The organism is Neobacillus sp. NPDC058068, assembly GCF_042885335.1.
GTDB lineage: Bacteria > Bacillota > Bacilli > Bacillales > Cytobacillaceae > Neobacillus.
In genome coordinates this window covers 1-26,098 of record NZ_JBHVSI010000017.1, presented here as the reverse complement: position 1 = coordinate 26,098, position 26,098 = coordinate 1, and the positions used below count along the sequence as shown (strand labels likewise).

At 41.5% G+C, this 26,098-nt stretch carries 23 protein-coding genes, 21 tRNA genes and 1 rRNA gene; 8 read left to right on the top strand and 37 right to left on the bottom strand.

The window, feature by feature from the left end:
* Positions 1-7 precede the first annotated feature (7 nt).
* Positions 8-784, top strand: coding sequence for an ABC transporter ATP-binding protein (locus tag ACFVSW_RS19325; RefSeq protein ID WP_387318241.1), 777 nt, complete (start codon positions 8-10; stop codon positions 782-784).
* Positions 765-1,571 (top strand): ABC transporter permease, encoded by an 807-nt coding sequence (locus tag ACFVSW_RS19320; RefSeq protein ID WP_387318240.1) that lies wholly within the window; start codon positions 765-767, stop codon positions 1,569-1,571. The genes ACFVSW_RS19325 and ACFVSW_RS19320 overlap by 20 nt, the downstream gene beginning before the upstream one ends.
* A 21-nt stretch (positions 1,572-1,592) precedes the next feature.
* Here the strand turns inward: ACFVSW_RS19320 and ytkD are convergent, their stop codons facing one another.
* On the bottom strand, positions 1,593-2,072 hold the full coding sequence (gene ytkD, locus ACFVSW_RS19315; RefSeq protein WP_387318239.1) for an RNA deprotection pyrophosphohydrolase: 480 nt from the start codon (positions 2,070-2,072) through the stop codon (positions 1,593-1,595).
* 87 nt (positions 2,073-2,159) lie between these two features.
* Positions 2,160-2,483, bottom strand: a complete 324-nt coding sequence (locus ACFVSW_RS19310; RefSeq protein ID WP_387318238.1) for a hydrolase — start codon at positions 2,481-2,483, stop codon at positions 2,160-2,162.
* A 212-nt stretch (positions 2,484-2,695) separates the two neighbouring features.
* Between ACFVSW_RS19310 and ACFVSW_RS19305 the strand changes: the two genes are divergently transcribed.
* Together ACFVSW_RS19305 and ytzI are read left to right on the top strand one after the other, a co-directional pair.
* Complete coding sequence (locus tag ACFVSW_RS19305; RefSeq protein ID WP_387318236.1) at positions 2,696-2,953, top strand: DUF6154 family protein; 258 nt, start codon at positions 2,696-2,698, stop codon at positions 2,951-2,953.
* A 116-nt stretch (positions 2,954-3,069) separates the two neighbouring features.
* A complete protein-coding gene (gene ytzI, locus ACFVSW_RS19300) occupies positions 3,070-3,240 on the top strand; it encodes a YtzI protein (protein ID WP_387318342.1) in 171 nt (56 codons plus the stop codon).
* 40 nt (positions 3,241-3,280) lie between these two features.
* On the opposite strand, the gene ACFVSW_RS19295 is transcribed toward ytzI, so the two are convergent.
* The gene (locus ACFVSW_RS19295; RefSeq protein ID WP_024030136.1) at positions 3,281-3,754 is read right to left on the bottom strand and encodes an S-ribosylhomocysteine lyase; all 474 of its coding nucleotides are present in this window, start codon (positions 3,752-3,754) and stop codon (positions 3,281-3,283) included.
* Positions 3,755-3,895: 141 nt separating this feature from the next.
* Between ACFVSW_RS19295 and yidD the strand changes: the two genes are divergently transcribed.
* Positions 3,896-4,141: a membrane protein insertion efficiency factor YidD gene (yidD, locus tag ACFVSW_RS19290; protein WP_387318235.1), complete on the top strand. Its 246-nt coding sequence runs from the start codon at positions 3,896-3,898 to the stop codon at positions 4,139-4,141.
* Here yidD and ACFVSW_RS19285 read toward each other — a convergent pair.
* A complete protein-coding gene (locus ACFVSW_RS19285) occupies positions 4,116-4,688 on the bottom strand; it encodes a beta-class carbonic anhydrase (protein WP_387318234.1) in 573 nt (190 codons plus the stop codon). The genes yidD and ACFVSW_RS19285 overlap by 26 nt on opposite strands.
* Positions 4,689-4,881: 193 nt before the next feature.
* On the opposite strand from ACFVSW_RS19285, the gene ACFVSW_RS19280 reads away from it, so the two are divergent.
* The gene (locus tag ACFVSW_RS19280; protein WP_387318233.1) at positions 4,882-5,829 is read left to right on the top strand and encodes a metal ABC transporter solute-binding protein, Zn/Mn family; all 948 of its coding nucleotides are present in this window, start codon (positions 4,882-4,884) and stop codon (positions 5,827-5,829) included.
* Positions 5,830-5,951: 122 nt separating this feature from the next.
* The gene (locus ACFVSW_RS19275) at positions 5,952-6,110 is read left to right on the top strand and encodes a DUF1540 domain-containing protein (RefSeq protein ID WP_024030132.1); all 159 of its coding nucleotides are present in this window, start codon (positions 5,952-5,954) and stop codon (positions 6,108-6,110) included.
* Positions 6,111-6,347: 237 nt separating this feature from the next.
* Here ACFVSW_RS19275 and menC read toward each other — a convergent pair whose 3' ends face one another.
* The 6 genes from menC to ACFVSW_RS19245 all read right to left on the bottom strand — a co-directional run bounded on the left by menC (position 6,348) and on the right by ACFVSW_RS19245 (position 13,793).
* Positions 6,348-7,454: an o-succinylbenzoate synthase gene (gene menC, locus ACFVSW_RS19270; RefSeq protein ID WP_387318232.1), complete on the bottom strand. Its 1,107-nt coding sequence runs from the start codon at positions 7,452-7,454 to the stop codon at positions 6,348-6,350.
* Positions 7,451-8,932 (bottom strand): o-succinylbenzoate--CoA ligase, encoded by a 1,482-nt coding sequence (locus ACFVSW_RS19265; RefSeq protein WP_387318231.1) that lies wholly within the window; start codon positions 8,930-8,932, stop codon positions 7,451-7,453. The genes menC and ACFVSW_RS19265 overlap by 4 nt, the downstream gene beginning before the upstream one ends.
* 68 nt (positions 8,933-9,000) lie before the next feature.
* Complete coding sequence (menB, locus tag ACFVSW_RS19260; RefSeq protein ID WP_387318230.1) at positions 9,001-9,819, bottom strand: 1,4-dihydroxy-2-naphthoyl-CoA synthase; 819 nt, start codon at positions 9,817-9,819, stop codon at positions 9,001-9,003.
* A gap of 14 nt (positions 9,820-9,833) precedes the next feature.
* On the bottom strand, positions 9,834-10,643 hold the full coding sequence (menH, locus tag ACFVSW_RS19255) for a 2-succinyl-6-hydroxy-2,4-cyclohexadiene-1-carboxylate synthase (RefSeq protein WP_387318229.1): 810 nt from the start codon (positions 10,641-10,643) through the stop codon (positions 9,834-9,836).
* Positions 10,643-12,391: a 2-succinyl-5-enolpyruvyl-6-hydroxy-3-cyclohexene-1-carboxylic-acid synthase gene (gene menD, locus ACFVSW_RS19250; RefSeq protein WP_387318228.1), complete on the bottom strand. Its 1,749-nt coding sequence runs from the start codon at positions 12,389-12,391 to the stop codon at positions 10,643-10,645. The genes menH and menD overlap by 1 nt, the downstream gene beginning before the upstream one ends.
* Position 12,392: 1 nt before the next feature.
* Positions 12,393-13,793 carry an isochorismate synthase gene (locus ACFVSW_RS19245; RefSeq protein ID WP_387318227.1) on the bottom strand — a complete coding sequence of 467 codons (1,401 nt, stop codon included), beginning with the start codon at positions 13,791-13,793 and terminating at the stop codon, positions 12,393-12,395.
* 345 nt (positions 13,794-14,138) lie between these two features.
* Between ACFVSW_RS19245 and ACFVSW_RS19240 the strand changes: the two genes are divergently transcribed.
* Positions 14,139-15,077: a 1,4-dihydroxy-2-naphthoate polyprenyltransferase gene (locus ACFVSW_RS19240; RefSeq protein WP_387318226.1), complete on the top strand. Its 939-nt coding sequence runs from the start codon at positions 14,139-14,141 to the stop codon at positions 15,075-15,077.
* Positions 15,078-15,308: 231 nt separating this feature from the next.
* Here the strand turns inward: ACFVSW_RS19240 and ACFVSW_RS19235 are convergent, their stop codons facing one another.
* From ACFVSW_RS19235 to rrf, 27 genes are all read right to left on the bottom strand, one after another.
* Entirely contained in the window at positions 15,309-17,702 is a 2,394-nt protein-coding gene (locus ACFVSW_RS19235; RefSeq protein WP_387318225.1) for a glycogen/starch/alpha-glucan phosphorylase, read from the bottom strand.
* On the bottom strand, positions 17,692-19,143 hold the full coding sequence (gene glgA / locus ACFVSW_RS19230; RefSeq protein ID WP_387318224.1) for a glycogen synthase GlgA: 1,452 nt from the start codon (positions 19,141-19,143) through the stop codon (positions 17,692-17,694). The genes ACFVSW_RS19235 and glgA overlap by 11 nt, the downstream gene beginning before the upstream one ends.
* A complete protein-coding gene (locus tag ACFVSW_RS19225; protein WP_387318223.1) occupies positions 19,140-20,171 on the bottom strand; it encodes a GlgC family sugar phosphate nucleotidyltransferase in 1,032 nt (343 codons plus the stop codon). The genes glgA and ACFVSW_RS19225 overlap by 4 nt, the downstream gene beginning before the upstream one ends.
* Before the next feature lie 149 nt (positions 20,172-20,320).
* Entirely contained in the window at positions 20,321-21,466 is a 1,146-nt protein-coding gene (locus ACFVSW_RS19220) for a glucose-1-phosphate adenylyltransferase (RefSeq protein ID WP_387318222.1), read from the bottom strand.
* On the bottom strand, positions 21,408-23,357 hold the full coding sequence (gene glgB, locus ACFVSW_RS19215; protein WP_387318221.1) for a 1,4-alpha-glucan branching protein GlgB: 1,950 nt from the start codon (positions 23,355-23,357) through the stop codon (positions 21,408-21,410). The genes ACFVSW_RS19220 and glgB overlap by 59 nt, the downstream gene beginning before the upstream one ends.
* 453 nt (positions 23,358-23,810) lie before the next feature.
* Positions 23,811-23,882: transfer RNA gene (locus ACFVSW_RS19210), tRNA-Glu, on the bottom strand.
* Positions 23,883-23,892: 10 nt separating this feature from the next.
* A tRNA-Ser gene (locus tag ACFVSW_RS19205) sits at positions 23,893-23,983 on the bottom strand.
* Between the two features lie 5 nt (positions 23,984-23,988).
* Positions 23,989-24,063 (bottom strand) — tRNA-Asn (locus ACFVSW_RS19200).
* Between the two features lie 12 nt (positions 24,064-24,075).
* A tRNA-Ile gene (locus tag ACFVSW_RS19195) sits at positions 24,076-24,149 on the bottom strand.
* A 6-nt stretch (positions 24,150-24,155) separates the two neighbouring features.
* Positions 24,156-24,229: transfer RNA gene (locus tag ACFVSW_RS19190), tRNA-Gly, on the bottom strand.
* 11 nt (positions 24,230-24,240) lie between these two features.
* Positions 24,241-24,316 (bottom strand) — tRNA-His (locus ACFVSW_RS19185).
* Between the two features lie 28 nt (positions 24,317-24,344).
* A tRNA-Phe gene (locus ACFVSW_RS19180) sits at positions 24,345-24,420 on the bottom strand.
* Positions 24,421-24,427: 7 nt separating this feature from the next.
* Positions 24,428-24,504: transfer RNA gene (locus ACFVSW_RS19175), tRNA-Asp, on the bottom strand.
* A gap of 3 nt (positions 24,505-24,507) precedes the next feature.
* Positions 24,508-24,581 (bottom strand) — tRNA-Met (locus ACFVSW_RS19170).
* A gap of 161 nt (positions 24,582-24,742) precedes the next feature.
* A tRNA-Ser gene (locus tag ACFVSW_RS19165) sits at positions 24,743-24,835 on the bottom strand.
* 18 nt (positions 24,836-24,853) lie between these two features.
* Positions 24,854-24,930, bottom strand: a tRNA-Ile gene (locus ACFVSW_RS19160).
* Between the two features lie 25 nt (positions 24,931-24,955).
* Positions 24,956-25,032, bottom strand: a tRNA-Met gene (locus ACFVSW_RS19155).
* Between the two features lie 21 nt (positions 25,033-25,053).
* Positions 25,054-25,126 (bottom strand) — tRNA-Ala (locus ACFVSW_RS19150).
* A gap of 18 nt (positions 25,127-25,144) precedes the next feature.
* Positions 25,145-25,221: transfer RNA gene (locus ACFVSW_RS19145), tRNA-Pro, on the bottom strand.
* A 6-nt stretch (positions 25,222-25,227) separates the two neighbouring features.
* A tRNA-Arg gene (locus tag ACFVSW_RS19140) sits at positions 25,228-25,304 on the bottom strand.
* A 14-nt stretch (positions 25,305-25,318) separates the two neighbouring features.
* Positions 25,319-25,407: transfer RNA gene (locus ACFVSW_RS19135), tRNA-Leu, on the bottom strand.
* A gap of 5 nt (positions 25,408-25,412) precedes the next feature.
* Positions 25,413-25,487, bottom strand: a tRNA-Gly gene (locus ACFVSW_RS19130).
* 15 nt (positions 25,488-25,502) lie between these two features.
* A tRNA-Leu gene (locus ACFVSW_RS19125) sits at positions 25,503-25,587 on the bottom strand.
* Positions 25,588-25,601: 14 nt separating this feature from the next.
* A tRNA-Lys gene (locus ACFVSW_RS19120) sits at positions 25,602-25,677 on the bottom strand.
* 144 nt (positions 25,678-25,821) lie between these two features.
* Positions 25,822-25,897 (bottom strand) — tRNA-Thr (locus ACFVSW_RS19115).
* 24 nt (positions 25,898-25,921) lie between these two features.
* Positions 25,922-25,997: transfer RNA gene (locus ACFVSW_RS19110), tRNA-Val, on the bottom strand.
* 10 nt (positions 25,998-26,007) lie between these two features.
* Positions 26,008-26,098, bottom strand: a 5S ribosomal RNA gene (gene rrf, locus ACFVSW_RS19105); the annotation flags it as partial.

The following is a 26,098-nucleotide window of genomic DNA, read 5'->3' as shown; positions in this document are numbered from 1 at the left end:
CGTTTTTATGAGCTTCTTAACAGTTCAGGATATTCACCATACTTACTTTACGAAAGACACCGCCGCCACGGCCCTCTCCAATATATCACTTACGGTTGAGGAAGGGGAATTCGTCTCCATCCTCGGCCCAAGTGGCTGTGGGAAGACGACACTGCTTTCCATCATTTCTAGCTTACTAAAACCGACCACTGGAACTGTTCTATTGGAAAACAAACCGATTTCGACTGCCAAAAATGACATAGGCTATATGCTGCAGCAGGATTATTTGTTCCCTTGGAAAACGATTGATGAGAACATTTTATTAGGTCTGAAGCTGTCAAAGCAATTAAATGAAAAAACCAAGTCAGCAGCACTCGGGTTATTAAAGCAAATTGGTTTGACCGGAGTGGAGAAACAGCTGCCAAAGCAGTTATCAGGCGGGATGAGGCAGCGTGTTGCTTTGGTGCGGACACTAGCTACAGAGCCAAAACTACTGATGCTCGATGAGCCCTTTTCCGCGCTCGATTATCAAACAAAGCTAAAGCTAGAGGATCTAGTCTCCAATATATTAACTGAATTCGGCAAAACGGCGATTCTCGTTACCCATGATATCGGGGAAGCCATTGCCATGAGCGATCGTGTCTTTTTGCTTTCACCGAGTCCGGGAAGAATTTATAAAACCTTTACCATGCCAGAGGAATTAAAGAAGATATCTCCGTTTGAAGCAAGGAATCATGAAACATACCCTAGTATCTTTCAAACGATATGGAAGGAGTTGGAGTCCCTTGAATCAGCAGAAGAATAAGGTAGAACTCCTCCATAAAAATTACATCCAATCGTTAAAAATTGAGCGATGGCGGGTGCGATTTTATCAAGCCGTCATTTCTATCGTCTTTTTCTCCAGTTGGGAACTATCGAGTCAAAAGCAATGGATTGACCCGCTGATTTTCAGTTCGCCGTCTAAAATCTGGCATTTATTTTTGAATAAAATACAAGACGGGTCGTTACTGACACATACCGGTGTAACGCTGACCGAAACGATTGTTGGTTTTATTCTTGGTACATTACTTGGCACCATTTTAGCAGCTGTTCTCTGGTGGTCGCCGCTGCTTCAAAAAATCCTTGACCCCTACCTGGTAATCCTTAATGCCATGCCCAAGGTAGCACTTGGTCCGATATTAATTGTCGCGCTTACTCCCGGGTACCCTTCAATCATTGCCATGGGTGCGATTATCTCGGTTATCATTACCACCATCGTTGTTTATACCTCATTTAAAGAGGTCGATCCCAATTATGTAAAGGTGCTCCGAACGTTTGGAGCCTCCCGCATTCAATGCTTTAAGGAAGCGATTTTGCCGGCAAGTTTTCCAACAATTATCTCAACCTTAAAGGTGAATGTCGGCTTGTCATGGGTCGGTGTCATCGTTGGAGAATTCCTTGTATCATCCCGCGGCCTTGGGTACATGATTATTTATGGCTTTCAAGTTTTTAACTTTACCCTCGTGTTCTTATCACTTTTAGTAATTGCTGTTATCGCTACGATTATGTACCAGCTCGTTGAACTTCTTGAAAAAAAACTTATCAAAGAATAGCGGTTTGGCGCGAGCTCCCTGCTATTCTTTTTCGTTTTGCAGCATTTGAATGTGGGCTATACATTCCTCAACGACTCGGTCCTTCATGATGAAGCTGTATTCATCCCCGAACCGCAATTGTAAAATATCGCCTTTGATGGTAACCGGGCCATTTGTTTCGTAGTAATTGCTTGTTTCATCTACCCTTTGAACCTTCCCCCAAAAAACAGACTTTACAAAGGGACCCTTTTCGTCTTGAACTCTGTACTGCGCCAAAAAGTTCAAGTCAGCAAGAATAGCCCCGGTCTCTTCAAAGGTCTCACGTCTTGCGGCCTCCTCAAGGGTCTCGCCAGCTTCCCTTTTGCCGCCAGGAAACTCAAGTCCTCTTTGTTTATGATTGGTTAAAAGCCATCCTTCTCCAAATTGGCAAATAACCAAAACATGTTTTGCTTCCTCTTGAAATGCGACTTGCGCAAATGACAGTTCCACCTTGTTCCCGTTATCATCCAAAAACTGTAACATTTCAAAACCTGCCTCATATTTTTAATGCTCTAATTATAAACGAAAAAAAGGAAAACCCATAAATAATTTAGATTTTCCTTCTAGCCGTTAATCTCCATAAGGCAATATATTCATACTTTCAATATGGCTTTTGGCTTCATCATCACCAAGCTTATGGAGCATGCCATACACCTGCTGAATCGTACTGTCGTACGCATCGTTTAAACGGTCATGGTGATATTCAAGATAAGGTATATGTGCTCTGAAAAAGTTTTTCCACTCAGTCGAATAGTTTTGATTAAACAAATTACGAAGCTCGATAATTTCTTCATCAGTTGCTTGTATTTTATAGCTCCAAGTCGAACCTGTGGCACTTTGGAATATTCCCCCAGTTCCAACATCTATATAATAGGTTTTCTTCTGCTCTGCCATTATGTCATCCCCTTTTCTTTTTATTAATCCACAAACAGATAAAATTTATTCTTTTTCAAAATTCGACTCATTTTTTAGAAATGAATACGCTATAATAGAATACAATCAATAAAACAGATTTTTCAGTTAATTCCCAATGTGAAATGGAGGAATTATTTTATCTTTTTAAGGGAATGGAATAAGTATGAGTAAAAATTTAGGAGGTTCTGCAATTGAAATTAGTCGATGAATTATATGAAATGTACCGGAACAAGCTTACCGGCGATGAAGAGGATATTGATATGCTTGCCTTTGCCTTTTTAGAAGAGATGTCGCAAGAAGACCTGATTGCCTTAATTCAAGAAATGGATAAACAAGAACTTTATGACTTAATGGGTTTATACCTAATTGAGAGCTTAAAAGGGAAATTCGCCAAAGAAGAGTACGGTCAACAACGCACGAATACTTACTATCCTAGAAATATTCATTGATTTTACATACCAAATTCAGAGGAAGCTTAAAAACAGCTTCCTTTTTTATGCCTTTTGTACTTAATATATGAGTTTTTCATGTTACAATGTAGTGGTAAAGGGGGCACTAGAAAATGTTGTATGCGATATTAGTAGTTAGTATTATTATTATCATTGTCGTTTTGCTTCTCGCGGTTATTACCACTTCAAAAGCCTATACGTATAAACATACAGTTGATCCATTAGAAAATAACCCATATGTCGACCAAGAGTTGACGGAACAAGACCAAGACCAAAAGAAGGCGTAAAAAAATTCCTATTCTTAGCGAATAGGAATTTTTCATATTATTAGGCAAATACTTGTTTTAAATCGTCTTTGCTTTGCTCAAGCCAGAAACGCATTAATCGTTTCGCACCTTCTAAATCATGGAGCTTTGCTTGGCCGCATTGGCGCTCATTTGCCGCTGGAATTTCGGTAATTTCAACTGCATCCTTCATTGTATCCTCAAGAAGATCAATAATTTCCTCCACAGTCGGCTCACCGCTGACTACTAGGTAATACCCAGTCTGGCAGCCCATCGGCGAGATATCAATAATATCAAAGTGGTCATACTTCTCGGAATGGTTGCGCAGATTAAAGGCAAGCAGGTGCTCAAGTGTATGAATCACATCAGGCTTCATTGCCTGTTTATTTGGCTGGCAAAAACGAATATCATATTTATTAACAACGCCATCACTTCCTACCTTATGGACACCGCAATGTCTTACATAAGGGGCTTTCACGGCATTATGATCTAAATCAAAACTTTCAACTGAAGGCATGAATATCACTCCTTTTATCATCTATTCCCTATCATACTATAAATTCCGAGTTTTTTCATCTACTTAATCAAATTTAAAAATTTAGCCGAAAAATATTTTTTATGTTATCTTGTAAGTAATCAGAAAGAAGGAGATCATTCGATGTTGAAAAAAGGCTTTCTATCCATTATTCGTTTTTATCAGGTCGTCATTTCACCCTTAAAACCACCAACATGCCGATTTTATCCTACTTGTTCGCATTATGGCTTAGAAGCAGTTCAGCGCTTTGGTGCTTTAAAGGGCGGCTGGCTTACCATTAAGAGGATAGCAAAATGCCATCCTTTTCATCCAGGTGGTTTAGACCCGGTTCCAGAGAAAAAGCCTACGCCTGATAACCATCAACAATGAGATCAAGCTTTCCTGTTTTAGGGTCAATGACCAATCCATGTACCGGAACACCATTCGGCATTAACGGATGATGCTTAATAATGTTAACGCTATGCTCTACACTCTCTGTCACATTATCAAATCCATGAAGCCACTGTTTAATGTCGATACCAGAATAATCTAGCGTATCAATCGTTTCTTCGGAAATTCCTCGTTCTTTCATACTCTCAATCACGGGCTCTGCTTTTAAGCCGCTCATTCCACAATCATAATGAGCAATAACTAAAACTTCCTCTGCCTTCAATTGATATATCGCAATCAAAATACTCCGCATAATACTTCCAAAAGGGTGTGAAACAAGCGCTCCAGCATTTTTAATCAGCTTGGCATCACCATTTCCCAGGTTTAAGGCCTTCGGCAATAATTCCAATAATCGTGTATCCATACAAGTAAGGATAACCATCCGCTTATTAGGAAATTTCGTTGTTTCATACTTCTCATATTCACGATTCTCTACGAAATTTTTATTATGTTCGAGAATTTCGTTCAAAATAGATGAGTTGTTCATTTAAATTCCACCTTTCTTTTTCAGCATACATAAAAGACCATGTTTTTTTCAAATTTTATACTTGCATTTTGCCCATTTTTTTTGTAAGATACATAGGGAAATCGGAATCGTTCCGTATTATACATTTATTTTTTTAAAAATTTTTCGGCATTAAATCGTAATAATACCGATTTAACAACATGAAGGAGCCTTTATGAAAAAAATTATTCTTATTCTTTCTATTTTTTTACCATTGAGTCTGATATTATCCGCCTGTTCAAATAATAAAGACCAGACACATACAAAGAAGGACCAGTTAACGATCTATACAACAGTCTTCCCTCTCCAGTACTTTACAGAACGGATTGGCGGCAAATATGTTGATGTAAAAACGATCTACCCTCCAGGTGCCGATGAACATACCTTTGAACCATCTCAAAAAGATATGATGAACTTAGCAGATTCAGACTTATTTTTCTACATTGGGCTCGGACTTGAAGGCTTTGTGGAAAAAGCAAAAGGAACGTTGAAAAACGAAAATGTTACCTTAGTGCCTGTTGCCGATAAGCTGCAGCTGCCAAAAGATGTTCATGCAGATGAAGAAGATGAAGATGGGCATGATGACCATCACCATGGGGATGTAAACCCGCATGTATGGCTTGATCCGCTTTATTCAAAGGAGATGGCTACGGTTATTCATGATCAATTAGTTAAAAAAATGCCGCAAAACAAAGAACTTTTCACTGAAAATTATCAAAAGCTTGCCTTAGAATTAGAAAATCTAAACGCTCAGTATGAGCAAACCATTACGAATGCGAAGCATAAAAAAATCATTGTCACCCATGCAGCGTTTGGCTATTGGGAACATCGTTACGGGATTGAACAAATAAGTATTTCAGGGCTTTCGACGACAAATGAACCGACACAAAAGGAACTAGAAAAAATTATTTCTGTCGCCGACCATGAGGGCTTACACTATATTCTTTTCGAACAAAACGTGCAATCTAAACTGGGCAAGGTCGTTCAAAAAGAAATTGGTGCAAAAGCATTGCCGATTCATAATCTCGCTGTTTTATCCAAAGATGACATTAAAAATAAGGAAACTTATTTTTCCTTAATGAAAAATAATCTTGAGACCTTAAATACAGCATTAAATAATTAAACTAGAAAGATTTTGGTCTCTTTGCCAATTCTCGCATCTATTTCCTTTCGTTTTCGGGCATGCTGTTATCGACTTCAGCAAATGCTATCACTGTATTGCAGAAAATTTAAGGAGTGATACGAATGGCACAAGATGTATTATGTGAAGTGAATAACTGCACGTTTTGGGCAAAAGGCAATAAATGCAGTGCCGATAAAATCTACGTTGTCAGCCATACCGGTGAAACGGCTGATTCGACTAAAGAAACCGACTGTAAAACCTTTGAAGCAAGTGATCTATAATGATTGAAGAACCAGGCATCTTTTTTCGCCTGGTTCTTTTTTTAAGGCCCTGTTAAAAGTAGTGAATGTTGATTTCCGTTCCAGGCGCGAGCGGTTCGCGGGGCGGGCGGTGAGCCTCCTCGGCGCTAAAGCGCCTGCGGGGTCTCACCTGTCCCGCTGCTCCCGCAGGAGTCTCGCGCCTTCCACTCCAATCAACATTGTGCTCAAAATCAACAATGTGCTTTAACACAGCCTTTTTTAAAAAACAAATGATTTCTTGGTTAATAGTATTTCTTGAAGTCTTTTTTCATTTATTTCAAACCCGATACCAGGAGCCTTTGGTACGGTAATGTAGCCATTTTCAACGGTTACTTCTGGGGCGATGATGTCTTCTTCCCAAAACCGGCTGGAGGCGGATATATCACCTGGAATGGAGAATCCAGGAAGTGAGGCGAGCGCAATATTATGTGCACGGGAAATGCCAAATTCAATCATCCCGCCGCACCAGACGGGAATTCCCCTTTCAAAGCAAAAATCATGTATTCGTTTGGCTTCATACAAGCCGCCAACCCGGCCAACTTTAACATTAATCACCTTACAGCTCCCGAATTCAATTGCTTTTCTAGCATCATCAAAGCTGACGATACTTTCATCCAAGCAAATGGGAGTGCGGATTTCCTTTTGCAGCACAGCGTGTTCGATAATATCGTCATGTGCCAGCGGCTGCTCGATCATCATCAAGTTAAATTCATCGAGAGCCTTTAAACGGTCAATGTCATTTAATGTATAGGCTGAATTTGCATCTGCCATAAGCGGCAAGTCCGGATAATGGCGGCGAATTTCTGCAAGAAATGAGTAATCCTGATTTGGATTAATTTTCACTTTGATCCGCTGATACCTCTCTTCGAGATATTGTTCAATTTGCTCTAGTGCCTTTGCTGTTGAATCAGTTGCAACTACGACGCCAGAAGCAATAATCTCGCGTGTTCCGCCAATCATTTTAGAAAGAGGCTCTGAGTGGCTCTTCGCATCCAAATCCCACAGGGCCGTTTCTAAGGCTGCCTTTGCCATATTGTTTCTCCTTATCGAACTGAAAAGATGTGAAGCCTCTTCAGGACGAGTAATTGGATGTTTTTGCAGCAAGGGAATCAAAATATCCTTTAACATATGTAAACTAGTTTCCACCGTTTCTTCGGTATACCATGGCGTAGAAAAGGCCACACCTTCGCCAAATCCTGAAATACCATCATTGTTGGTTACCTTTACAATGATGCCCACGCGGTCTTTAACGGCGCCTAAATGCGTTAGAAATGGGGACTTTAAGGGCATTTGAATCACATAAATTTCAACTGAGGCAATCTTCATTTATTAGCCACCCAATCCCGGAGTTGTCTTCGCAACAGTTTTTTCGCCGCATTTCTAGGAAGCTCTTCAATAAAGTAAAATGCCTTCGGAACCTTATACTTCGCAATTCTCTCTAGGCAAAATTGTCGAAGCTCATCCTCGGAAACCGTATTGTTTTTTACGATAAAGGCAATCGGCACTTGCCCCCATTTCGCATCATTAATACCTGTCACCCCAGCCTCGGCAACTCCAGGATGGGCTAGCAGCGTTGCTTCGATTTCTGCTGGGTAGATGTTTTCTCCACCGGAAATGATTAAATCAGAACGGCGGTCGAGGACATACAAAAACCCTTCCTTATCTAAATAGCCAATATCTCCGGTGGAAAACCAGCCAGCATGGAACTTTTCTTCCGTTGCTTCCTGACGATTTAAATACCCTGGTGTAACATTTGGTCCTTTTACGATGATTTCACCAGCTTCACCAGCTTCTGCCGGTAAGCCGTTATCATCGACAATTTTGAGCTGTGCCGGGAACAAAGGCTTCCCAGCGGAACCCAGCTTTTTTAGGCTGTATTCTGGAGAAAGTGTCACGATTTGCGAGGAAGACTCCGTCATTCCATACGATTGAAAGACAGGAATATCTTTCTTCACACATGCTTGTAATAATGGTAATGGTGCGGGGCCACCTCCTAATAGCATACAGCGGAAATGCTCTGGAAGCCTCCTGTCTTCAAGCTTTTCAACTATCCGTGAAAGCATTGTTCCAACAACTGACATGATCGTAACCTTTTTCCCGGAAATATCCGCAATCGTCTGTTCCACATCAAAGCGTTCATGGAGGACAATCGGCATACCATAGATAACACTGCGCATGAGAATCGAGAACCCGCTAATATGGAAAAGTGGAACGGAACAAAGCCAGCTATCGCCTTCGTTATAGCCTAAATTTAGTGCTGAGCCTACCGAACTCCACCAGTGGTTGCCAAATGTTTGCATGACACCCTTTGGGTTTCCGGTCGTGCCTGATGTATACATGATGGTACAGATTTGCGAAAGGCAAATTTCTTCTTTAATAGCTGGCACTGCTGCTTCCATTAGAAAAAGTCGCTCTTTCGTAATGGTTTTCAAGCTGGCGGTTTGTTGGTTAATTTCTTGTTCGATTTCAGCAAAAGAATCTTCAAGAATCAAGAAGGCCGCTTTTGAATCTTTCAATTGCCAAACTAATTCTGCTGGGGTTAAACGATTGTTCAAGATGACCGCTTTGACCCCTAATAGCTGGAGGGCAAACAAAATTACCACGGTATCAAGATGATTTTTCAATAATACGCCCACATACTGGTCCTGTTGTACACCAAAGGCCTGGATTTGGCCTGCTGTTTCATGAGAGCGATAATAAAGTTCCCTAAATGTTAATGTTTGTTCCTTAAAGTAAACAGCTGTTCTTTCAGGGGTAAGAAAAGCTCTATTCTTTAAAAAATTCGGCATTGTTTCGTTTTGCATTTTGGCACCTTCTCTTTTATATAAAAACAGCCTGATGGATACCATCAAGCTGTTGTAAAAGCTTAAAATCAAGGAAAACGCGGGAATTGGCCGAAATCTGGCTTGCGCTTTTCCTTAAAGGAATCACGGCCTTCTTTGGCTTCATCTGTTGTATAGTAAAGTAATGTCGCGTCACCGGCAAATTGTTGCAGCCCTGCTAAGCCGTCTGTATCAGCATTCATCGCTGCTTTCAAGAAACGAAGCGCTGTTGGACTTTTCTCAAGGATTTCTTCACACCATTTAATCGTTTCCTCTTCTACTTGCTCAAGAGGAACAACCGTGTTAATTAAGCCCATATCAAGTGCTTCCTGTGCATTGTATTGGCGGCATAGGAACCAAATTTCACGTGCCTTTTTATGGCCGACAATTCTTGCCAGGTAACCTGAGCCATACCCTGCATCAAAGCTGCCCACATTAGGTCCTGTTTGTCCAAAAACAGCATTATCCGCGGCAATCGTTAAATCACAAACGATATGAAGAACGTGGCCGCCGCCAATTGCATATCCCTTAACCATGGCAATTACCGGCTTTGGAATAACTCGAATTAAGCGCTGCAGATCGAGAACATTTAGACGCGGGATCTGATCCTCGCCAACATAACCGCCATGTCCTCTTACCTTTTGGTCGCCGCCGGAGCAAAATGCCTTTTCTCCAGCACCAGTTAACACAATAACCCCAACATTGGAATCATCGCGTGCATAAGCAAAAGCATCAATCAATTCCATAACCGTTTTCGGTGTAAAAGCATTATGTACATGCGGGCGGTTTATCGTGATTTTTGCGATTCCATTATACGTTTCATATAAAATTTCATCATACTTGCGTCCTGCAACCCATTCTACTGTCAAAATAAAAACCTCCTTTATTTATGTAAAAATCCACTTACTATTGTACCAAACTTTTCCCGTTCTTCCACATGAATTGCATGACCGCTGTTTTCAACAGCAATCCACGTGCCATTTTTTAGATCCTTCAGCATTTCTTCAGCAATTCTGCAGAACTTTTCATCTTCTGCGCCTGTCACCAATAATATCTCACATTCCAGTTGCTTTAAAGGAGGTCCCCACCAGGAAGGCTGGGAGCCGGTTCCCATACCAAGTAAACTATTGGCAAGTCCCACAGGAGAATTGTTCAACCGCTGGGCTCTTATTGATTCATTAATGTCCTTTGAAAGCCGCTTCATCGTTGAAAATAGGGGAATCTCTTCCCAATAATCAACAAACGGATTAATGCCATTTTCTCTAATACACTTTGCTAATTCGGCATCTTTCATACGACGAGATACTCTCTCTTCCTCTGTCAAGAGGCCGGGAGAAGCACTTTCTAACACTAATTTCCGCACCCTGTCGGGAAACAAAATGGCAAAGGTTAGGGCAAGCCTGCCCCCCATCGAGTAACCTAGCAAATCCACTTGATTCACACCTAAAACATCAAGTATCCTATTTAAGTCATTTGCAGTGGATTCAATTTGATAACGGTCAAGCTTTTCGGGCGACTCCGTTTTTCCATGTCCGATAATATCAGGGACAATTAATTTCGAGTGCTGACCCCAGTCATGACAAAATGATGTCCATGTGGATGCGTCACCAGTAAATCCATGCAGCAGTAAAAGCGGAAAACCTCCTCCGCAAACTTCGACATGATAGCGGATCTCGTCAATAACCACATTCATTACTGTGCCCCATTGACAAAATTTGATATTTCCTGGGAAACTGAGCGCCAAAATTCGCGGTGCTCGTCTCGATTACTATCTCTATTTGTCACAATCTCGAAAACATGGATTCCACTATTTTCAATCGTGTTTTTCATTTCCATGTCTAAGTGGTCCCAGTCTTTAATTTTTGTAAACTTCCCGTTAAACATCCGAACAGCGTGTTCAAATTCAAGATTTAGCGGTGTACCAAACAAAAGCTCAAAGTTTTTAGGGTGTTCAGATTGTGGCAGAAAAGAGAAAATTCCGCCGCCATTATTGTTTACAAGAATGATATGAATATCAATATTGTAGAGCTTAGCTGCAATAAGACCATTTAAATCATGGAAGAAAGTTAGGTCTCCGAGAACCAGATATAAGGATTTCGAATATAAAGCAGCTCCTAGGGCGGTTGAAACCGTACCATCTATTCCATTGGCCCCCCTGTTTGCCATGAGCTTAATTGATTTATCATTATTGAGGAAAAAACTATCCAAATCGCGGATTGGCATACTATTTCCTACAAACATGGTTGCTCCATCTGGAAGCAAATCCGCCAATTGATAGAACAATTTACCTTCACTTAATTCAGTTAAGTCTTTAACAAGAGACATATTTTCTTTTGTAAGCACGTTGACGCTTTGCCAATCATGCAAAAATCCGGATGGAGATTTGGTATCGAGAAAGCTTAACAGCTGTTCGCAAAAGATTGTTTCATTGCAAAAGATCATTTCTGTGGATAAAGCTGCCGGGTCACGCCAGCCGCCGCCGCCATCAATAACAAATTGCTCTGCCCCGTAATTTTCCTTTAAGAAAATCGATAATGCTTTTGAAATGGGCATCGCCCCGAAACGTAAAACAACCTCCGGCTTTAGAAAGGTTTTCGCGTCTTCATTTCTTAAAAAAGTATCATAGGTTTCAATTATATTATCCTGACTGTGGCTGCCGCTTCGAAGTTGTGACAACGGATCCGCTAAAATCGGAAAGTTTAACGCCTCGGAAAGCCGAGTTACGGCTTCAGCGAATCGATGATCGGCCGAGTTACCACAAACGATAATTCCCCTTTCTTTCCCTTTTAGCTTCTCAGCAATGTCTTGAAAATGGTTATCCTCTAACGTTAAGTCTCCGTTTTGAACCTTTACATATCCATTTGGCCGTTCCTCCAGCTGAAAAAGCTCCTCATCCAGCTTCGGAATCAGCGGTTCGCGGAATGGAAAATTCAAATGGACAGGTCCTGCGGGAGCCTGGGCTGCCATGGCTGCTGCCCGTGCACAAACGGTCCGGGCATAACGGATTATATCCCTATTTTTCTCCGGTAAAGCCATTTCGGCAAACCATTTCACATGCTGCCCATATAAATGGATTTGGTTAATTGCCTGGGGTGCGCCAACTTCTCTAAGTTCATGGGGCCGGTCTGCCGTCAAAACCACAAGCGGGACCCGGGAGGAATGTGCCTCGACAATCGCCGGAAAATAGTTCGCTGCAGCTGTACCTGATGTACAAAGAATGGCAGCTGGCCTGTTTGTCGCCTTGGCAATTCCTAAGGCAAAAAAAGCAGCCGAACGTTCGTCCACATGAATATGGACCTTTAATTCAGGATGTTCGGCCATCACCATTGCCATCGGAGTAGACCTCGAACCAGGGCTGACGACAACATCGGTTATTCCTGAAGAATAAAGCTCTGCCACAAAGGCAGCAATATAAGCTGTTAAGGATTCTTGATGACTCATATTATTTTCCTCCAAGAGCTCGAAGCATTGGTGTAAACTTCAAACTCGTCTCTAAATATTCGCTTTCTGCTTCCGAATCGGCAACGACACCACAACCGGCAAACAATGATGCCTCCTCACCCTGCAAGAGCCCGGAACGGATAGATACAGCAAATTCACCATTGCGACGATAATCAGCCCATCCTAATGGTGCAGCATAAAAACCACGGTCAAGCACTTCAACCTGGCGAATTTTTTCCACGGCTGCATCCTTCGGAAGCCCACCGAGAGCTGGTGTCGGATGGAGCCTTTCCACCAATAACATTAGTGAAGTATCTTTATGGCATTTTCCGATGACTGGTGTATAAAGATGCTGAATATCCCTAATTTTCATAAGCTGCGGCTTATCGGGCAGGATCATTTCATGACATGATTCTTCTAATGCTTCCTTAATCATTTCTACTACATACTGATGTTCAATAAGGTTCTTCTGGTCCGTTAATAATTTCTCCCCTAAAAGCCTATCCTCCTGTTCCGTTTCCCCACGGGAAATAGAACCGGCAAGACAAGTAGAAAAAATTTCATTCCCCTGCTTTTTAACAAGTCTCTCTGGAGAAGCCCCAATAAAACAATCGCCATTTGATTCAAAGGCAAAGATAAAGCTTTCTTGCTGCTGTGAGAATAAACGATCAAGTACATTCTCTGCCTCAATTTGACCGTCAAAAATGAGCCGGAGCTCTCTGGCAAGGACTACTTTCTTTAAGGTGCCGTTTGTTAATTCTTTCACAACCCCATCAACAGACTCTTTCCATTTTTCCGGCATAATTTCATTGGTCCTTATAAGAGACGTCGACTTTGCCCGATAATTAGTGGTTAAAGAATGCAGAATCAGATTTCTCTCCTCGATTATCTTACTAAATAAGGATAGATCATCATGGGGGGTACAGATGGTATTGGTTGTTAAATAAGCCTGGCCTTTAATAATACTCAATAAATATTTTGGTATATGGAACAAAGAATCGGCATATTTGGACCAGAGCTCTGTTTTTTCTTTTAATGGATCAAAGGAAAATCCACCAAACATGACAGGACCAACAGCGATTTCAGTATATGTATTATAAATGAGACTATCCTTTAAAAATTTCTCCCACTCTTTTTCAACATGAAAAAAGCGGTCAGTAACCTGATCCGACTGAATTTGTTTAGAAATTCCAAGTCCAACAAGGACAATTTCATCTGTTGGGTCTTTCCAAAAAAAACGTTCCCCACAAAAGCGTTCTTTTCCTGCCTTAAAAAAGGCCAAAGGATTAACCGTGTCAATTTTATGAACTTCACTTACCAAAATAGGCTTGCTTAGTTCTTTCGCACGCTTAACAGCCAAAGGACCTCTTTCGTTTATTTCTGTTTCTTGAATGGTAACCAAACAAATCCCTCCAAAACAGCCGAAATGACTGTTATCCATTCATTTTATTACTTATTTTAAGTTACTACCTTTATTGTAATGAAGTCAATAATAGTTGTCACTATCTATCCTTATTATATATCAAATCTTCACCTTGTGGCGGTAAATGAACTTTTCAGTATTTTCATTATGATTATTTTCCCTCGAACCATTCAATAATAATCAGGCAGGTATTATCTTCTAATTTTGATAGCAAAAATCAATTGACACTCTTACGGGAATTCCATACACTAAGGGTTGGGAAATGACCTTTATCCTATTAAAATGAAATATTATATAGAAAATTTTTTAAAGGGAGAGAACAATATGCAGCCAAATTTACAGCAAAGTTCGAAACCTGCTGTTGAGTCAAACCGCGGTGTTCAAGTTTGGTGGCAAATGACGAGGCCCCACACGTTAACCGCTGCCTTCGTACCAGTATTACTTGGTACCGCATTAGCTCTTCGGAACGGCAAAATTCATTTCGGGCTTTTTCTTGCGATGCTGATCGCCAGTTTATTAATTCAAGCAGCAACCAATATGTTTAATGAATACTTCGATTTCAAACGCGGTCTGGACACTGAACACTCAGTCGGGATTGGCGGGACCATTGTCCGTGATGGAATCAAGCCAAAGACAGTCATCAATCTTGCTTTTGGTTTTTACGGTATCGCCTTATTATTAGGGATTTATATTTGTGCAAACAGCAGCTGGTGGCTAGCCATTGTTGGTCTTGTTTGTATGGCTGTTGGCTATTTTTACACCGGCGGACCATTTCCGATAGCCTATACACCATTTGGGGAAATTTTTTCCGGCTTCTTTATGGGAATGCTGATTATCTTAATTTCATTCTTCATACAAACAGGGACAGTGGAGCGCTCAAGTATTCTTGTATCGGTTCCGAGTATGATTTTGGTTGGCATGATTATGTTGTCCAATAATATCCGTGACCTCGATGGTGACAAAGAAAATGGCCGGAAAACAGTAGCTATTTTATTAGGAAAAAAGAAGGCAATTAACTTACTAGCCTTGATGTTCATTATCTCTTATTTATGGGTTCTTGCCCTTATTATCAGCGGTGTGATACCCGTTTGGACAGCCATCGTGATCCTAAGTGCACCCAAAGCAATTAAAGCGACAAAAGGTTTTATTGGAAACAGCTTACCAATTCAAATGGCACCAGCGATGAAAGCAACAGCGCAAACCAATACGATCTTTGGATTTTTACTCGCAATTGGAATTTTCATCGGACACTTTGTATCATAAGAAAAGGCTTCTGCCATGTCGCAGGAGCCTTTTCAGATTGTTGAGAAAGGGTATTTTTCTCGACAATTTTTTATTTTTGTCAGAATCTAAATATCAATTTTATTGATTGCCCCTGCAATTGGACCTGTTGAATAGAATGTATACTAATAATATTATAACGAATTAATGCGGTAAGTTATTAAAGGAAATGATTGAAATAAAAGGCTTCTGCCACGTGGCAGGAGCCTTTTCTTATAAGGGTTTTATTCCCCATATATCATCCGCATATTCCTGAATTGTGCGGTCACTTGAGAAATAACCGGCGTTAGCAATATTCACCAACGACTTTTGCTGCCATACGTTCTGATTTTTATATGTTTCTCCAATTTTCTCCTGAATGTCTGCATAGGAGGCAAAATCCTTTAGGACAAAATATTGATCATTCTCCTCCAAAAGTGAATCAAAGATTGGTTCAAATTCATTATTCACCCCTGGGAAAAATCCGTTCACTAGCTGGTCAACAGCATGACGGATCCGATAATCATGATGATAGTATTCAACCGATTGATACCCCCCATGTTGATAATAGTGAAGAACTTCCTCTGCCGTTAACCCGAAGGTAAAAATATTAGCATCCCCAACCAACTCACGAATCTCAATATTCGCGCCATCTAATGTTCCTGCCGTCAGGGCACCATTAATCATAAATTTCATGTTTCCTGTCCCCGATGCTTCCTTACTAGCCGTGGAAATCTGCTCACTCACATCGGCTGCTGGAAAGATTTTTTCAGCAAGTGAGACACGATAATTCTCAAGGAAAATTACTTTTAGTTTGTCGGCCACTACTTGATCATTATTTATTTTTTCAGCTACGGTATTGATTAATTTGATTATTTTTTTGGCGTAATAATAACCGGGTGAAGCTTTGGCTCCAAAAATAAACACCCTTGGGACGAGCGAAAAACTTGAATCTTCCTTTATCCGGTTATATAGGTGCATAATGTGCAAAACATTTAGGAGCTGGCGTTTATAAGCATGGAGCCGTTTCACCTGTACATCAAAAATCGCACCAGTGTCCACAGCTGTACCAGTCTTATCAAAGATGATCTTAGCCAGGGTTTGCTTATTTTCCTTTTTTACTTTTAACAGCTTTTCCAAAAACACGGCGTCATTTTGATAATTCAGGAGCTCTTTCAAGTCAGTTGCTGAAGAAGTCCAGTCAGGTCCAATCGTTTCCGTAATAAGGGAGGATAATTTCGGATTTGCTTTTAACAGCCAGCGCCGGTAAGCAATCCCATTGGTTTTATTATTAAATTTCTCGGGATACAGCTGATAAAAAGGTTTCATCTCCCGTTTCTTTAAAATATCTGTATGCAGCTTTGCAACTCCATTGACACTAAAGCTTCCGACAATAGCCAAATGAGCCATTTTGACATAATCATCAGCAAGAATCGCTAGTCTCGCAATCCGCTCCCAATCGCCTGGAGTCTGTTCCCATAGCTGTTGACAGAACCGCTCATTAATTTCTTCGACAATCATATAAATTCGCGGCAATAACGGTCGGAAAATGCGAATCGGCCATTTTTCTAATGCCTCTGATAAGGTTGTATGATTCGTATAGGAAATCGTATGCGTGGTAATCTCCCAGGCCTGTTCCCATTCAAATCCCTCCTCATCGATGAGGATCCTCATCAGCTCTGGAATCGCAAGGACAGGGTGGGTATCATTGATGTGAATACAAACATGTTCATGGAGCGAATTCAGGCTGCTGTGCTTTTTACGGTAGCTTTTTAAGATGGATTGAATGCTTGCCGACACTAAAAAATACTGCTGCTTTAGCCTTAAAATCTTCCCTTCATCATGGGTATCATCCGGATATAAAAACTCAGAAATCGCTTCTGTTTCCCGCTTATATTTTAAGATATCCTCATGAAATGGAAACTGTGATGGCTCCGCGTTCCAAAGTCTTAATGTATTAACGGTTTTTGCTTGAAACCCGAGTACTGGCATGTCGTGGGGGACAGCGGTAACCGTCTCTGCGTTCAGATGATGAAAGACGAGTCGGCCGTTTTCCTGCTTTGCTTCAACCTTGCCCCAAAACGGAATTTTCACCGCACAGTCCGCCTTGCGAATCTCCCAAACATTGCCGCTCCGCAGCCATTGCTCAGGGAGTTCGACTTGATAGCCATCGACAATTTTCTGCTCAAATAAGCCATGCTTATAACGAATGCCGTGTCCGTGTCCTGGTAGATTCAGTGAAGCAAGTGAATCTAAAAAACAGGCGGCCAGTCTTCCTAAGCCGCCGTTTCCTAAGCCTGCATCTGCTTCTATTTCCTCAAGCTCCCCCAAATCAATCCCGAGTTCCTGAAGACCGGCCTGCACCGTTTCTTCAACGCCGAGGTTGATTAAATTTTGTCTTAATAGTTTCCCTAATAAATATTCAATTGAAAGGTAGTAAACCTGCTTTCCCTTTGCAGCTAGATATTTTTCATTGGTTGTAATCCAATCATGGCTGACAAATTCACGAATCATCTGGCCAAGAGTTTGATAGCAGTCTCTAGGCGTGCTTTCCGAAAAGCTCCTCCCAGATAACATTTCAAGTCTTTTTAGAAAATTCCCCTTAAATTCGGCAGTACTAGAAAACATGGGTTTCACTCCTTGAGATGAGCTCAGCATATAGCTGGTTATAACGAAACGCGGACTGTACCCAGCTATAATCCATCTCCATTGCTTGTTTTACAATCGATTCCCAGGTATCGGTATCATGGTAAAAATCTATTGCTCTTTGAATGGTCGTGAGCATTTCATGGGCATTGAAGTTTCGGAAGGAAAAGCCGTTTCCTTCGCAAGTAAATTCGTTCCAGGCCCTTACCGTATCGTTTAAGCCTCCTGTCTCACGAACAATTGGGATCGCCCCGTATTTCATCGCAATCAACTGGCTGAGACCGCATGGCTCAAATAAGGATGGCATTAAGAACATATCTGCCGCTGCATATAGCTTATGAGCAAGTTCCTCATTAAAACCAGTATGAACCTTTAACTTTTCCGGATAAATGCGGGCAGCCTGCCTTAAATGTTCTTCATATTCAAAATCGCCGGTACCTAGAATGATCACCTGTAAATCCTCTTGCAATATTTCCCGAAGAACGCATTTCACTAAATCAAGCCCTTTTTGCTTTGTGAGCCTGGAAATCATCACTAATAAAGGAGTTCTAGAACTTTGCCGCAACCCAAACTGTTTTTGAATTTCTCGTTTATTAATTAGCTTATTTCGCTGATTATCAGCTGTAAAGGGTTGATAAATCAATGGGTCTTCCGCTGGATTATAGAAGTCCTCATCAATTCCATTTAAAATACCCACAATATCTTCATTTCTTTCCCGTAATAGCCCCTCTAGTTTTTCCCCGTAAACTTCAGTCTGAATTTCCTCTTTATAGGTCGGGCTCACTGTCGTTACTTTATCAGCAGCGACTAGCGCTCCCTTCATAAAATTGATATTCCCGAAAAACTCTAAATGGCTTGGGTGGAAGGATTGATGATCCATCCCTAACAAATCTCCAAGAACCTCTTTTGGAAAAACCCCTTGGAATTGCAGGTTATGAATCGTAAATACCGTCCGCATAAGACCGTAGCCTTTTCTCTTGTAATATTCCGTCCTTAATAGATAAGGAATCATGGCAGTATGCCAGTCGTGGCAGTGGAGTACATCTGGGAAAAAGTCCAGCTCCGCTAGTGCTTCTAAAACCGCTCTATTAAAATAAGCAAATCTTTCTCCATCATCAAAAAAACCGTATAGCCGTTCACGTTTAAAGTAGTATTCATTATCGACAAAATAATAGGTAACTCCCTGATGCGTAAGCTCCTCAATACCGCAATATTGATTTCTCCAACCGACAGGAACGGAGAATTCCTTGAGCTTCTTCATTTCATTCTTATAATCATCAGAAATGGTTCCGTATTTAGGGAGAATGACCCTGACATCTGTTCCAAGACTTCTCAATTCTTTTGGAAGCGAACCGGCAACATCAGCAAGTCCCCCCGATTTTGCAAATGGTCCGCATTCTGAAACAGCAAATAATACTTTCATGAGTTCATCAACGCTCCTTGCTTTGTCCCCTTACGAATCACATAAGGTGCAGCGGTTGTTCCGGTTAAATGGGTTCCAGCGTCCACTTTCACATCTTTATCTAAAATTACCGAATCTAAATAACAATTTTCTTCAATTTGGCACTTCTGCATAATAATGCAGTTCTTAATAACTGCTCCCTTGCCAATCTTCACCCCACGGGAAACGATGCTATTTTCCACCGTCCCGCCAATCAAGCATCCATTGGCAATCATTGCATTTTTTACAAATGAGCCTTTAATATATTTGGTCGGCGGCTCATCCTTTACCTTTGTAAAGATTGGCTGTTCTTTGATAAATAATTGCTTCCAATAATCAGATTTAAGCAAATTCATGCTGGTATTATAATAGTTTTCGATCGAATCTATCATCACTGCATAACCGTCGTATTCATAGTGGCAAATGTTATAAAGAGGGTGACGATTGTTCACGACATCCTTCATACATGTATACCCTGTTTCATGTCTTGTCTCAATCAGCTTTATTAACAGGGAAGTCTTTATTAAGTACATTTCCATTGAACCGCTATCCCGTTGGTGGATTTCGGTAATATCACACCCTGAATGACTATGCCAATCAAGTATTGGTCTAAAGTCCATATTAAAAACGGTATAACAATTGGAAATGATGGAATACTCCTGTGTACTTCGGTAGAAAAAATCGATATTCGCCGCAAAATGTTCAAATGAACCAATTCTATTACCATCGCTATCTACTATAGGAGATGGAAAAAAGAATAAACCATCACGCTTTCGATTTAAATCCCAATTTTTCCCTGAACCAAGATGATCCATTAACGAACGATACTGCATCTTTGGAAAAATCGCCACACTGCGGATCCCTGAATTCACCATATTCGACAGCACAAAATCAATAATCCGGTACCGTCCTGCAAAAGGCAGGGCCGCTAATGAACGGTGTGTGAGCAGATCCTCTAAATCTTCATGGTAAGTAGTTGCATCTATTACACCCAAAAGCCTTCTTTTCAATCCAAGTCCCTCCTATTATAAAAGCGTAAGCGCCTTGGTCAGGGGCGACTAGCACAAGACGAGCCGGCCGAAAGGTTGTTCCTTAACCTTTTGGACGGATTGGCTTGTGACTCGAGCCCCTAGGCGCTGCAGCTAGACAATATAAAATATTAAAAAGCAGGGTACAACCCGCTTAACATTTCTTCAGTTACAAGAATAATTTCATCTTCAAATGAACGAATCACGGTCCCGTCTGGTATTTTAACATCAAATGGAACAATGGCCCTTTCAATCAAACAATTGCTGCCAATAACAACATCAGGCATAATGACGGATTCTTTAATCGTCGAGCCGCTTCCAACCGATACACCTTGAAATAAAACAGATTTTTCAATTTCCCCGTTAATCGTACAGCCCTCGTTAATCAGCGACTCTCTAACAATCGCATCAGAAGAAATATATTGCGGCGGCTGATTCGGATTGACAGAATAAATTCTCCAGTCGTGATCAAACAAATCTAACTCACATTCTTCATTCAATAAATCCATGTTCGCTTCCCACAGGCTTTGAACTGTGCCGACATCCTTCCAATATCCTTTAAAAGGATAGGCGAACAGTTTCTTATTTTCCTCGAGCAGCATCGGAATCACGTCTTTCCCAAAATCATGACTCGACTCAGGATTGCGATCATCCATTTCTAAATATTCCTTAAGTATATTCCAGCTAAAAATATAAATACCCATAGATGCTAGATTATTCTTCGGGCTGCTAGGCTTTTCCTCAAACTCTACTATTCTCAAATCCTCATTTGTATTCATAATCCCAAATCGGCTCGCTTCCGCCCAAGGAACCTCAATTAAAGAAATCGTGACATCAGCCCTTTTTTCAATATGATATTCCAGCATGCTCTCGTAATTCATTTTGTAAATATGGTCGCCTGACAGGATTAATACATAATCAGGCTGATATTGCTTTAAATAATTCATGTTCTGATAAATTGCACTTGCCGTCCCGGTATACCACTTTACTTCCGAAGACTCGCTATACGGCGGTAAAACAGTCACACCGCCATCTTTGCGATCAAGGTCCCAGGCGCTCCCAATTCCAATATAAGAGTTTAACAACAGCGGCTGGTATTGAGTAAGAACCCCTACCGTATCGATACCTGAATTGGTGCAATTACTCAACGTAAAATCGATAATTCTATATTTTCCCCCAAAGGGTACAGCCGGCTTCGCCAAATCCTTTGTCAGCGAATTAAGCCTGCTTCCTTTCCCCCCTGCTAACAGCATGGCTACGCACTTTTTCTTTGCCATTTCCTTTTCTCTCCTTTCGTTTGTTTACTGGTCTTATTATTTGAAAACCAAACGGGGGAATTGTTAAATTAATTGAATATGGCTGCCCATGAAATGGCTCTTCCATCGCCAAAATTGTTTTTTTATTTATCAATCCAGTCCCACCGTATTCTTCTTGATCACTAGTAAATATTTCTCGATATTCACCCGATTTAGGGACCCCAATCCGATAAACCGGATAGCTAATCGCTGTAAAGTTGCAAATAATGATGAGGCTATCTGCTTCTTTCTTCCCTTTCCGAATAAATGAGAAAATTGATTGATTGCTGTTGTTGGCGTCAATCCACTCAAATCCATCCTGTAAATGATCCAATTCATATAGTGCTTTTGAACGCTTATACAGTTTTATCAATACTTTTACATATGCATTTAGATTCTCGTGCATGCCATATTCCATTAAGTTCCAATCAAGTTGTTCTTTATCCTTCCATTCGGAAAACTGGCCAAATTCAAAGCCCATAAATAGTAGTTTCTTCCCGGGGTGCGCAAACATGTAACCTAGTAACAGTCTTAGCTGGGCAAATTTCTCCCGATAATCCCCCGGCATTTTATCTAGGAGCGACTTTTTCCCATGAACCACTTCATCGTGCGAAAATGGCAGCATAAAATTTTCTAAATAGGTATATAAAAGTGAAAAAGTGACTTTTGAATGAACCTCTGAGCGCAAAAATGGTGGAGTTTCCGCATATTCCAGCATGTCATTCATCCAGCCCATATTCCATTTATAATCAAACCCAAGCCCGCCGTACTGAACGGTGCCTGTTACTTGAGGGAAGTCGGTTGAATCCTCTCCTATCATTAAAAAATGCCGATCATACTCATGGACTTCCTTATTTAACTTTTTCAAAAAGTTAATTCCAAATGGATTTTCGCGTTTATTCCCAAAGGAATTAGGCCAATAAATGATATTAGCAACCGCATCCATCCGAAACCCATCAATATGAAAATAATCTATCCAAAAAAGTGCATTTGAGATGAGGAAGCTTTGTACCTCTCCCTTTCCAAGGTCAAAGTTCGCAGTACCCCATACTACATTTTCTCTATCTTCAGCATGGCTGTAAGAATAAATATGTGTTCCATCAAAGCGGTATAAACCATGCGAATCCTTGCAAAAATGTCCAGGAACCCAATCAAGAATGATACCAATCCCATGCTGATGACATTGGTCAATAAAGTATCTAAAGTCGTCAGGTGTACCATATCTGGATGTTGCTGAAAAGTAACCTGTCCCTTGGTATCCCCACGAATCGTCGAGCGGATGCTCGACAAGCGGCAATAATTCTATATGGGTAAAGCCATGCTCCACTACATATGGAATAATTTCTGTGGCCAATTCTTTATAGGACAGAAAGCTTCCGTCTGGTTTTTTTCGCCAAGATCCTAGATGGATTTCATAAATAACTACTGGCTCTGATAAAAGGTTCTGTTTTTCTCTTCGCTTCATCCAATTATCGTCTTCCCACTTATAACCGCTTAACGAATACACAACTGAAGCAGTATTTGGCCTTAATTCCGAATAAAATGCAAACGGATCTGCTTTTAAAAATTTTTCCCCTGTTTGTGAGAAAATTTCATACTTATAAAGCCTTCCTTCTAGTTCCTGGTTTAAAATTAGAATCCATACGCCTTCATCATTAACTTTTCGTAGTTCATATCCTTCACCATTCCAGTTATTAAAATCGCCCGTAAGCCGCACCTGGCTGGCATTAGGGGCCCATACGCAAAATCGTGTATAAACCTTGTCGGAATCCTTAAAGATATGAGCGCCAAAAAGCTGATGACTTTGAAAAAAATTCCCCTCGTGAAATAAGTGCAGCTGATAATCAGTCGGAAATATCGTGTTCACTGTCATGGCTCTCCTCATCCTCAATGAAAATATGTATTTCAAAGACCAATTATAAGTGCAAATGAAGCATATGCCTCGAAAAACTTTTTTATCTTTTCTGACAACAACCGATACAGGCTGTTATAATGAGGGGTTTTTCATCAAATTTCAGCACAGAACGACATATAATTTTGCAGCAATCGACATAATTCTATAAAGTTTTTTATAAAAATTTTTTAAAAATGCAGCAAAAAAATTATTTGATTTTTAATAAAAAAATAGTCTGAAATTAGTACATTTGAGGAAAATGTAAGCGGTACCAATACATCCGAGAAAATAGTTAAAAGAAAAATGCTATCTCGATATAATGTTATTATGTGAAAACAAACCAAAGATAAGGGAAATTTGGTGAGGAGTGATCTGGACAATCTAAAAAAGAATACAAAAAAACTGATGATAATTATCATCAGTTTTTTTGTATGACCCCTACGGGATTCGAACCCGTGTTACCGCCGTGAAAGGGCGGTGTCTTAACCGCTTGACCAAGGGGCCAAATATTTTATGGCGGAGAAGGAGGGATTTGAACCCTCGCGCCGGTTACCCGACCTACACCCTTAGCAGGGGCGCCTCTTCAGCCTCTTGAGTACTTCCCCATAAATGGCTCCGCAGGTAGGACTCGAACCTACGACCGATCGGTTAACAGCCGATAGCTCTACCACTGAGCTACTGCGGAATAAAAAAATAATGGGCCTAAATGGACTCGAACCATCGACCTCACGCTTATCAGGCGTGCGCTCTAACCAGCTGAGCTATAGGCCCATATTTTGGAGCGGGTGATGGGAATCGAACCCACTACATCAGCTTGGAAGGCTGAGGTTTTACCAGTAAACTACACCCGCATAAAATAATATGGGGCGACTGATGGGAATCGAACCCACGAATGCCTGAACCACAATCAGGTGCGTTAACCACTTCGCCACAATCGCCATAATAAGTACCTATTCAAATAAAAAATGGTGGCTCAGGACGGAATCGAACCGCCGACACAAGGATTTTCAGTCCTTTGCTCTACCGACTGAGCTACTGAGCCACTATAGTGGCGGTCTGGACGGGACTCGAACCCGCGACCTCCTGCGTGACAGGCAGGCATTCTAACCAACTGAACTACCAGACCGAATTGCGGGGACAGGATTTGAACCTGCGACCTTCGGGTTATGAGCCCGACGAGCTACCAGACTGCTCCACCCCGCGACAATAAAAGTTATAAGAATTCGTCCATGCTCTAAGCTTACATAGACTGTATCAATCTCAGAAAGCTTACTCAAGAAGCAGCTCGATTGATACAACTCGCAGATTATTCATTGAAGCAACGCTCGTTGCTCCACCCCGCGATAATAATAATAAAGACAATATGGAGGAGGAAGAGGGATTCGAACCCCCGCGCGGTATGACCCGCCTGTCGGTTTTCAAGACCGATCCCTTCAGCCAAACTTGGGTATTCCTCCGTAATAATATGAAGCTAATGGTGGACCTTGTAGGACTCGAACCTACGACCGGACGGTTATGAGCCGTCTGCTCTAACCAGCTGAGCTAAAGGTCCAAGTAGAATACAACTTTAAGATATTTGGTAGCGGCGGAGGGGATCGAACCCCCGACCTTACGGGTATGAACCGTACGCTCTAGCCAGCTGAGCTACACCGCCAAATATATAATTAAATCAAGGTGGAGCCTAGCGGGATCGAACCGCTGACCTCCTGCGTGCAAAGCAGGCGCTCTCCCAGCTGAGCTAAGGCCCCATAAAGAAGTAAGAAGAATGGTCGGGAAGACAGGATTCGAACCTGCGACCCCTTGGTCCCAAACCAAGTGCTCTACCAAGCTGAGCTACTTCCCGTTTATATGGCGCGCCCGGAAGAAGTCGAATCCACAACCTTCTGATCCGTAGTCAGACGCTCTATCCAATTGAGCTACGGGCGCATTATTATTTTAAATGGTGCCGAGGACCGGAATCGAACCGGTACGGTAGTCACCTACCGCAGGATTTTAAGTCCTGTGCGTCTGCCAGTTCCGCCACCCCGGCACTTTTGGAGCGGAAGACGGGATTCGAACCCGCGACCCCCACCTTGGCAAGGTGGTGTTCTACCACTGAACTACTTCCGCATTATAGATATTAATTGGTGCGGGTGAAGGGAGTCGAACCCCCACGCCTTGCGGCGCCAGATCCTAAGTCTGGTGCGTCTGCCAATTCCGCCACACCCGCATATTAATTTAAAATGGTGAGCCATGAAGGACTCGAACCTTCGACCCTCTGATTAAAAGTCAGATGCTCTACCAACTGAGCTAATGGCTCATACTAAGATGATTCACTAATCTTTAATTGTGGTAAATCAGATGCTCAAAAGAACTTTCGTTCTTTCTCGCAGATTGCCCGCAGAAGCTTATTCAATGAAGTCTGCAATCTGCTCTACCAACTGAGCTAATGGCTCGAAAAGAATGGTGCCGGCGAGAGGACTTGAACCCCCAACCTACTGATTACAAGTCAGTTGCTCTACCAATTGAGCTACCCCGGCAAATAAATCAAGTTACGGTATATATGGTGGAGGATGACGGGATCGAACCGCCGACCCTCTGCTTGTAAGGCAGATGCTCTCCCAGCTGAGCTAATCCTCCATATTGTACAGCCTGGCAGCGTCCTACTCTCACAGGGGCGCCTGCCCCAACTACCATCGGCGCTGAGAAGCTTAACTTCCGTGTTCGGTATGGGAACGGGT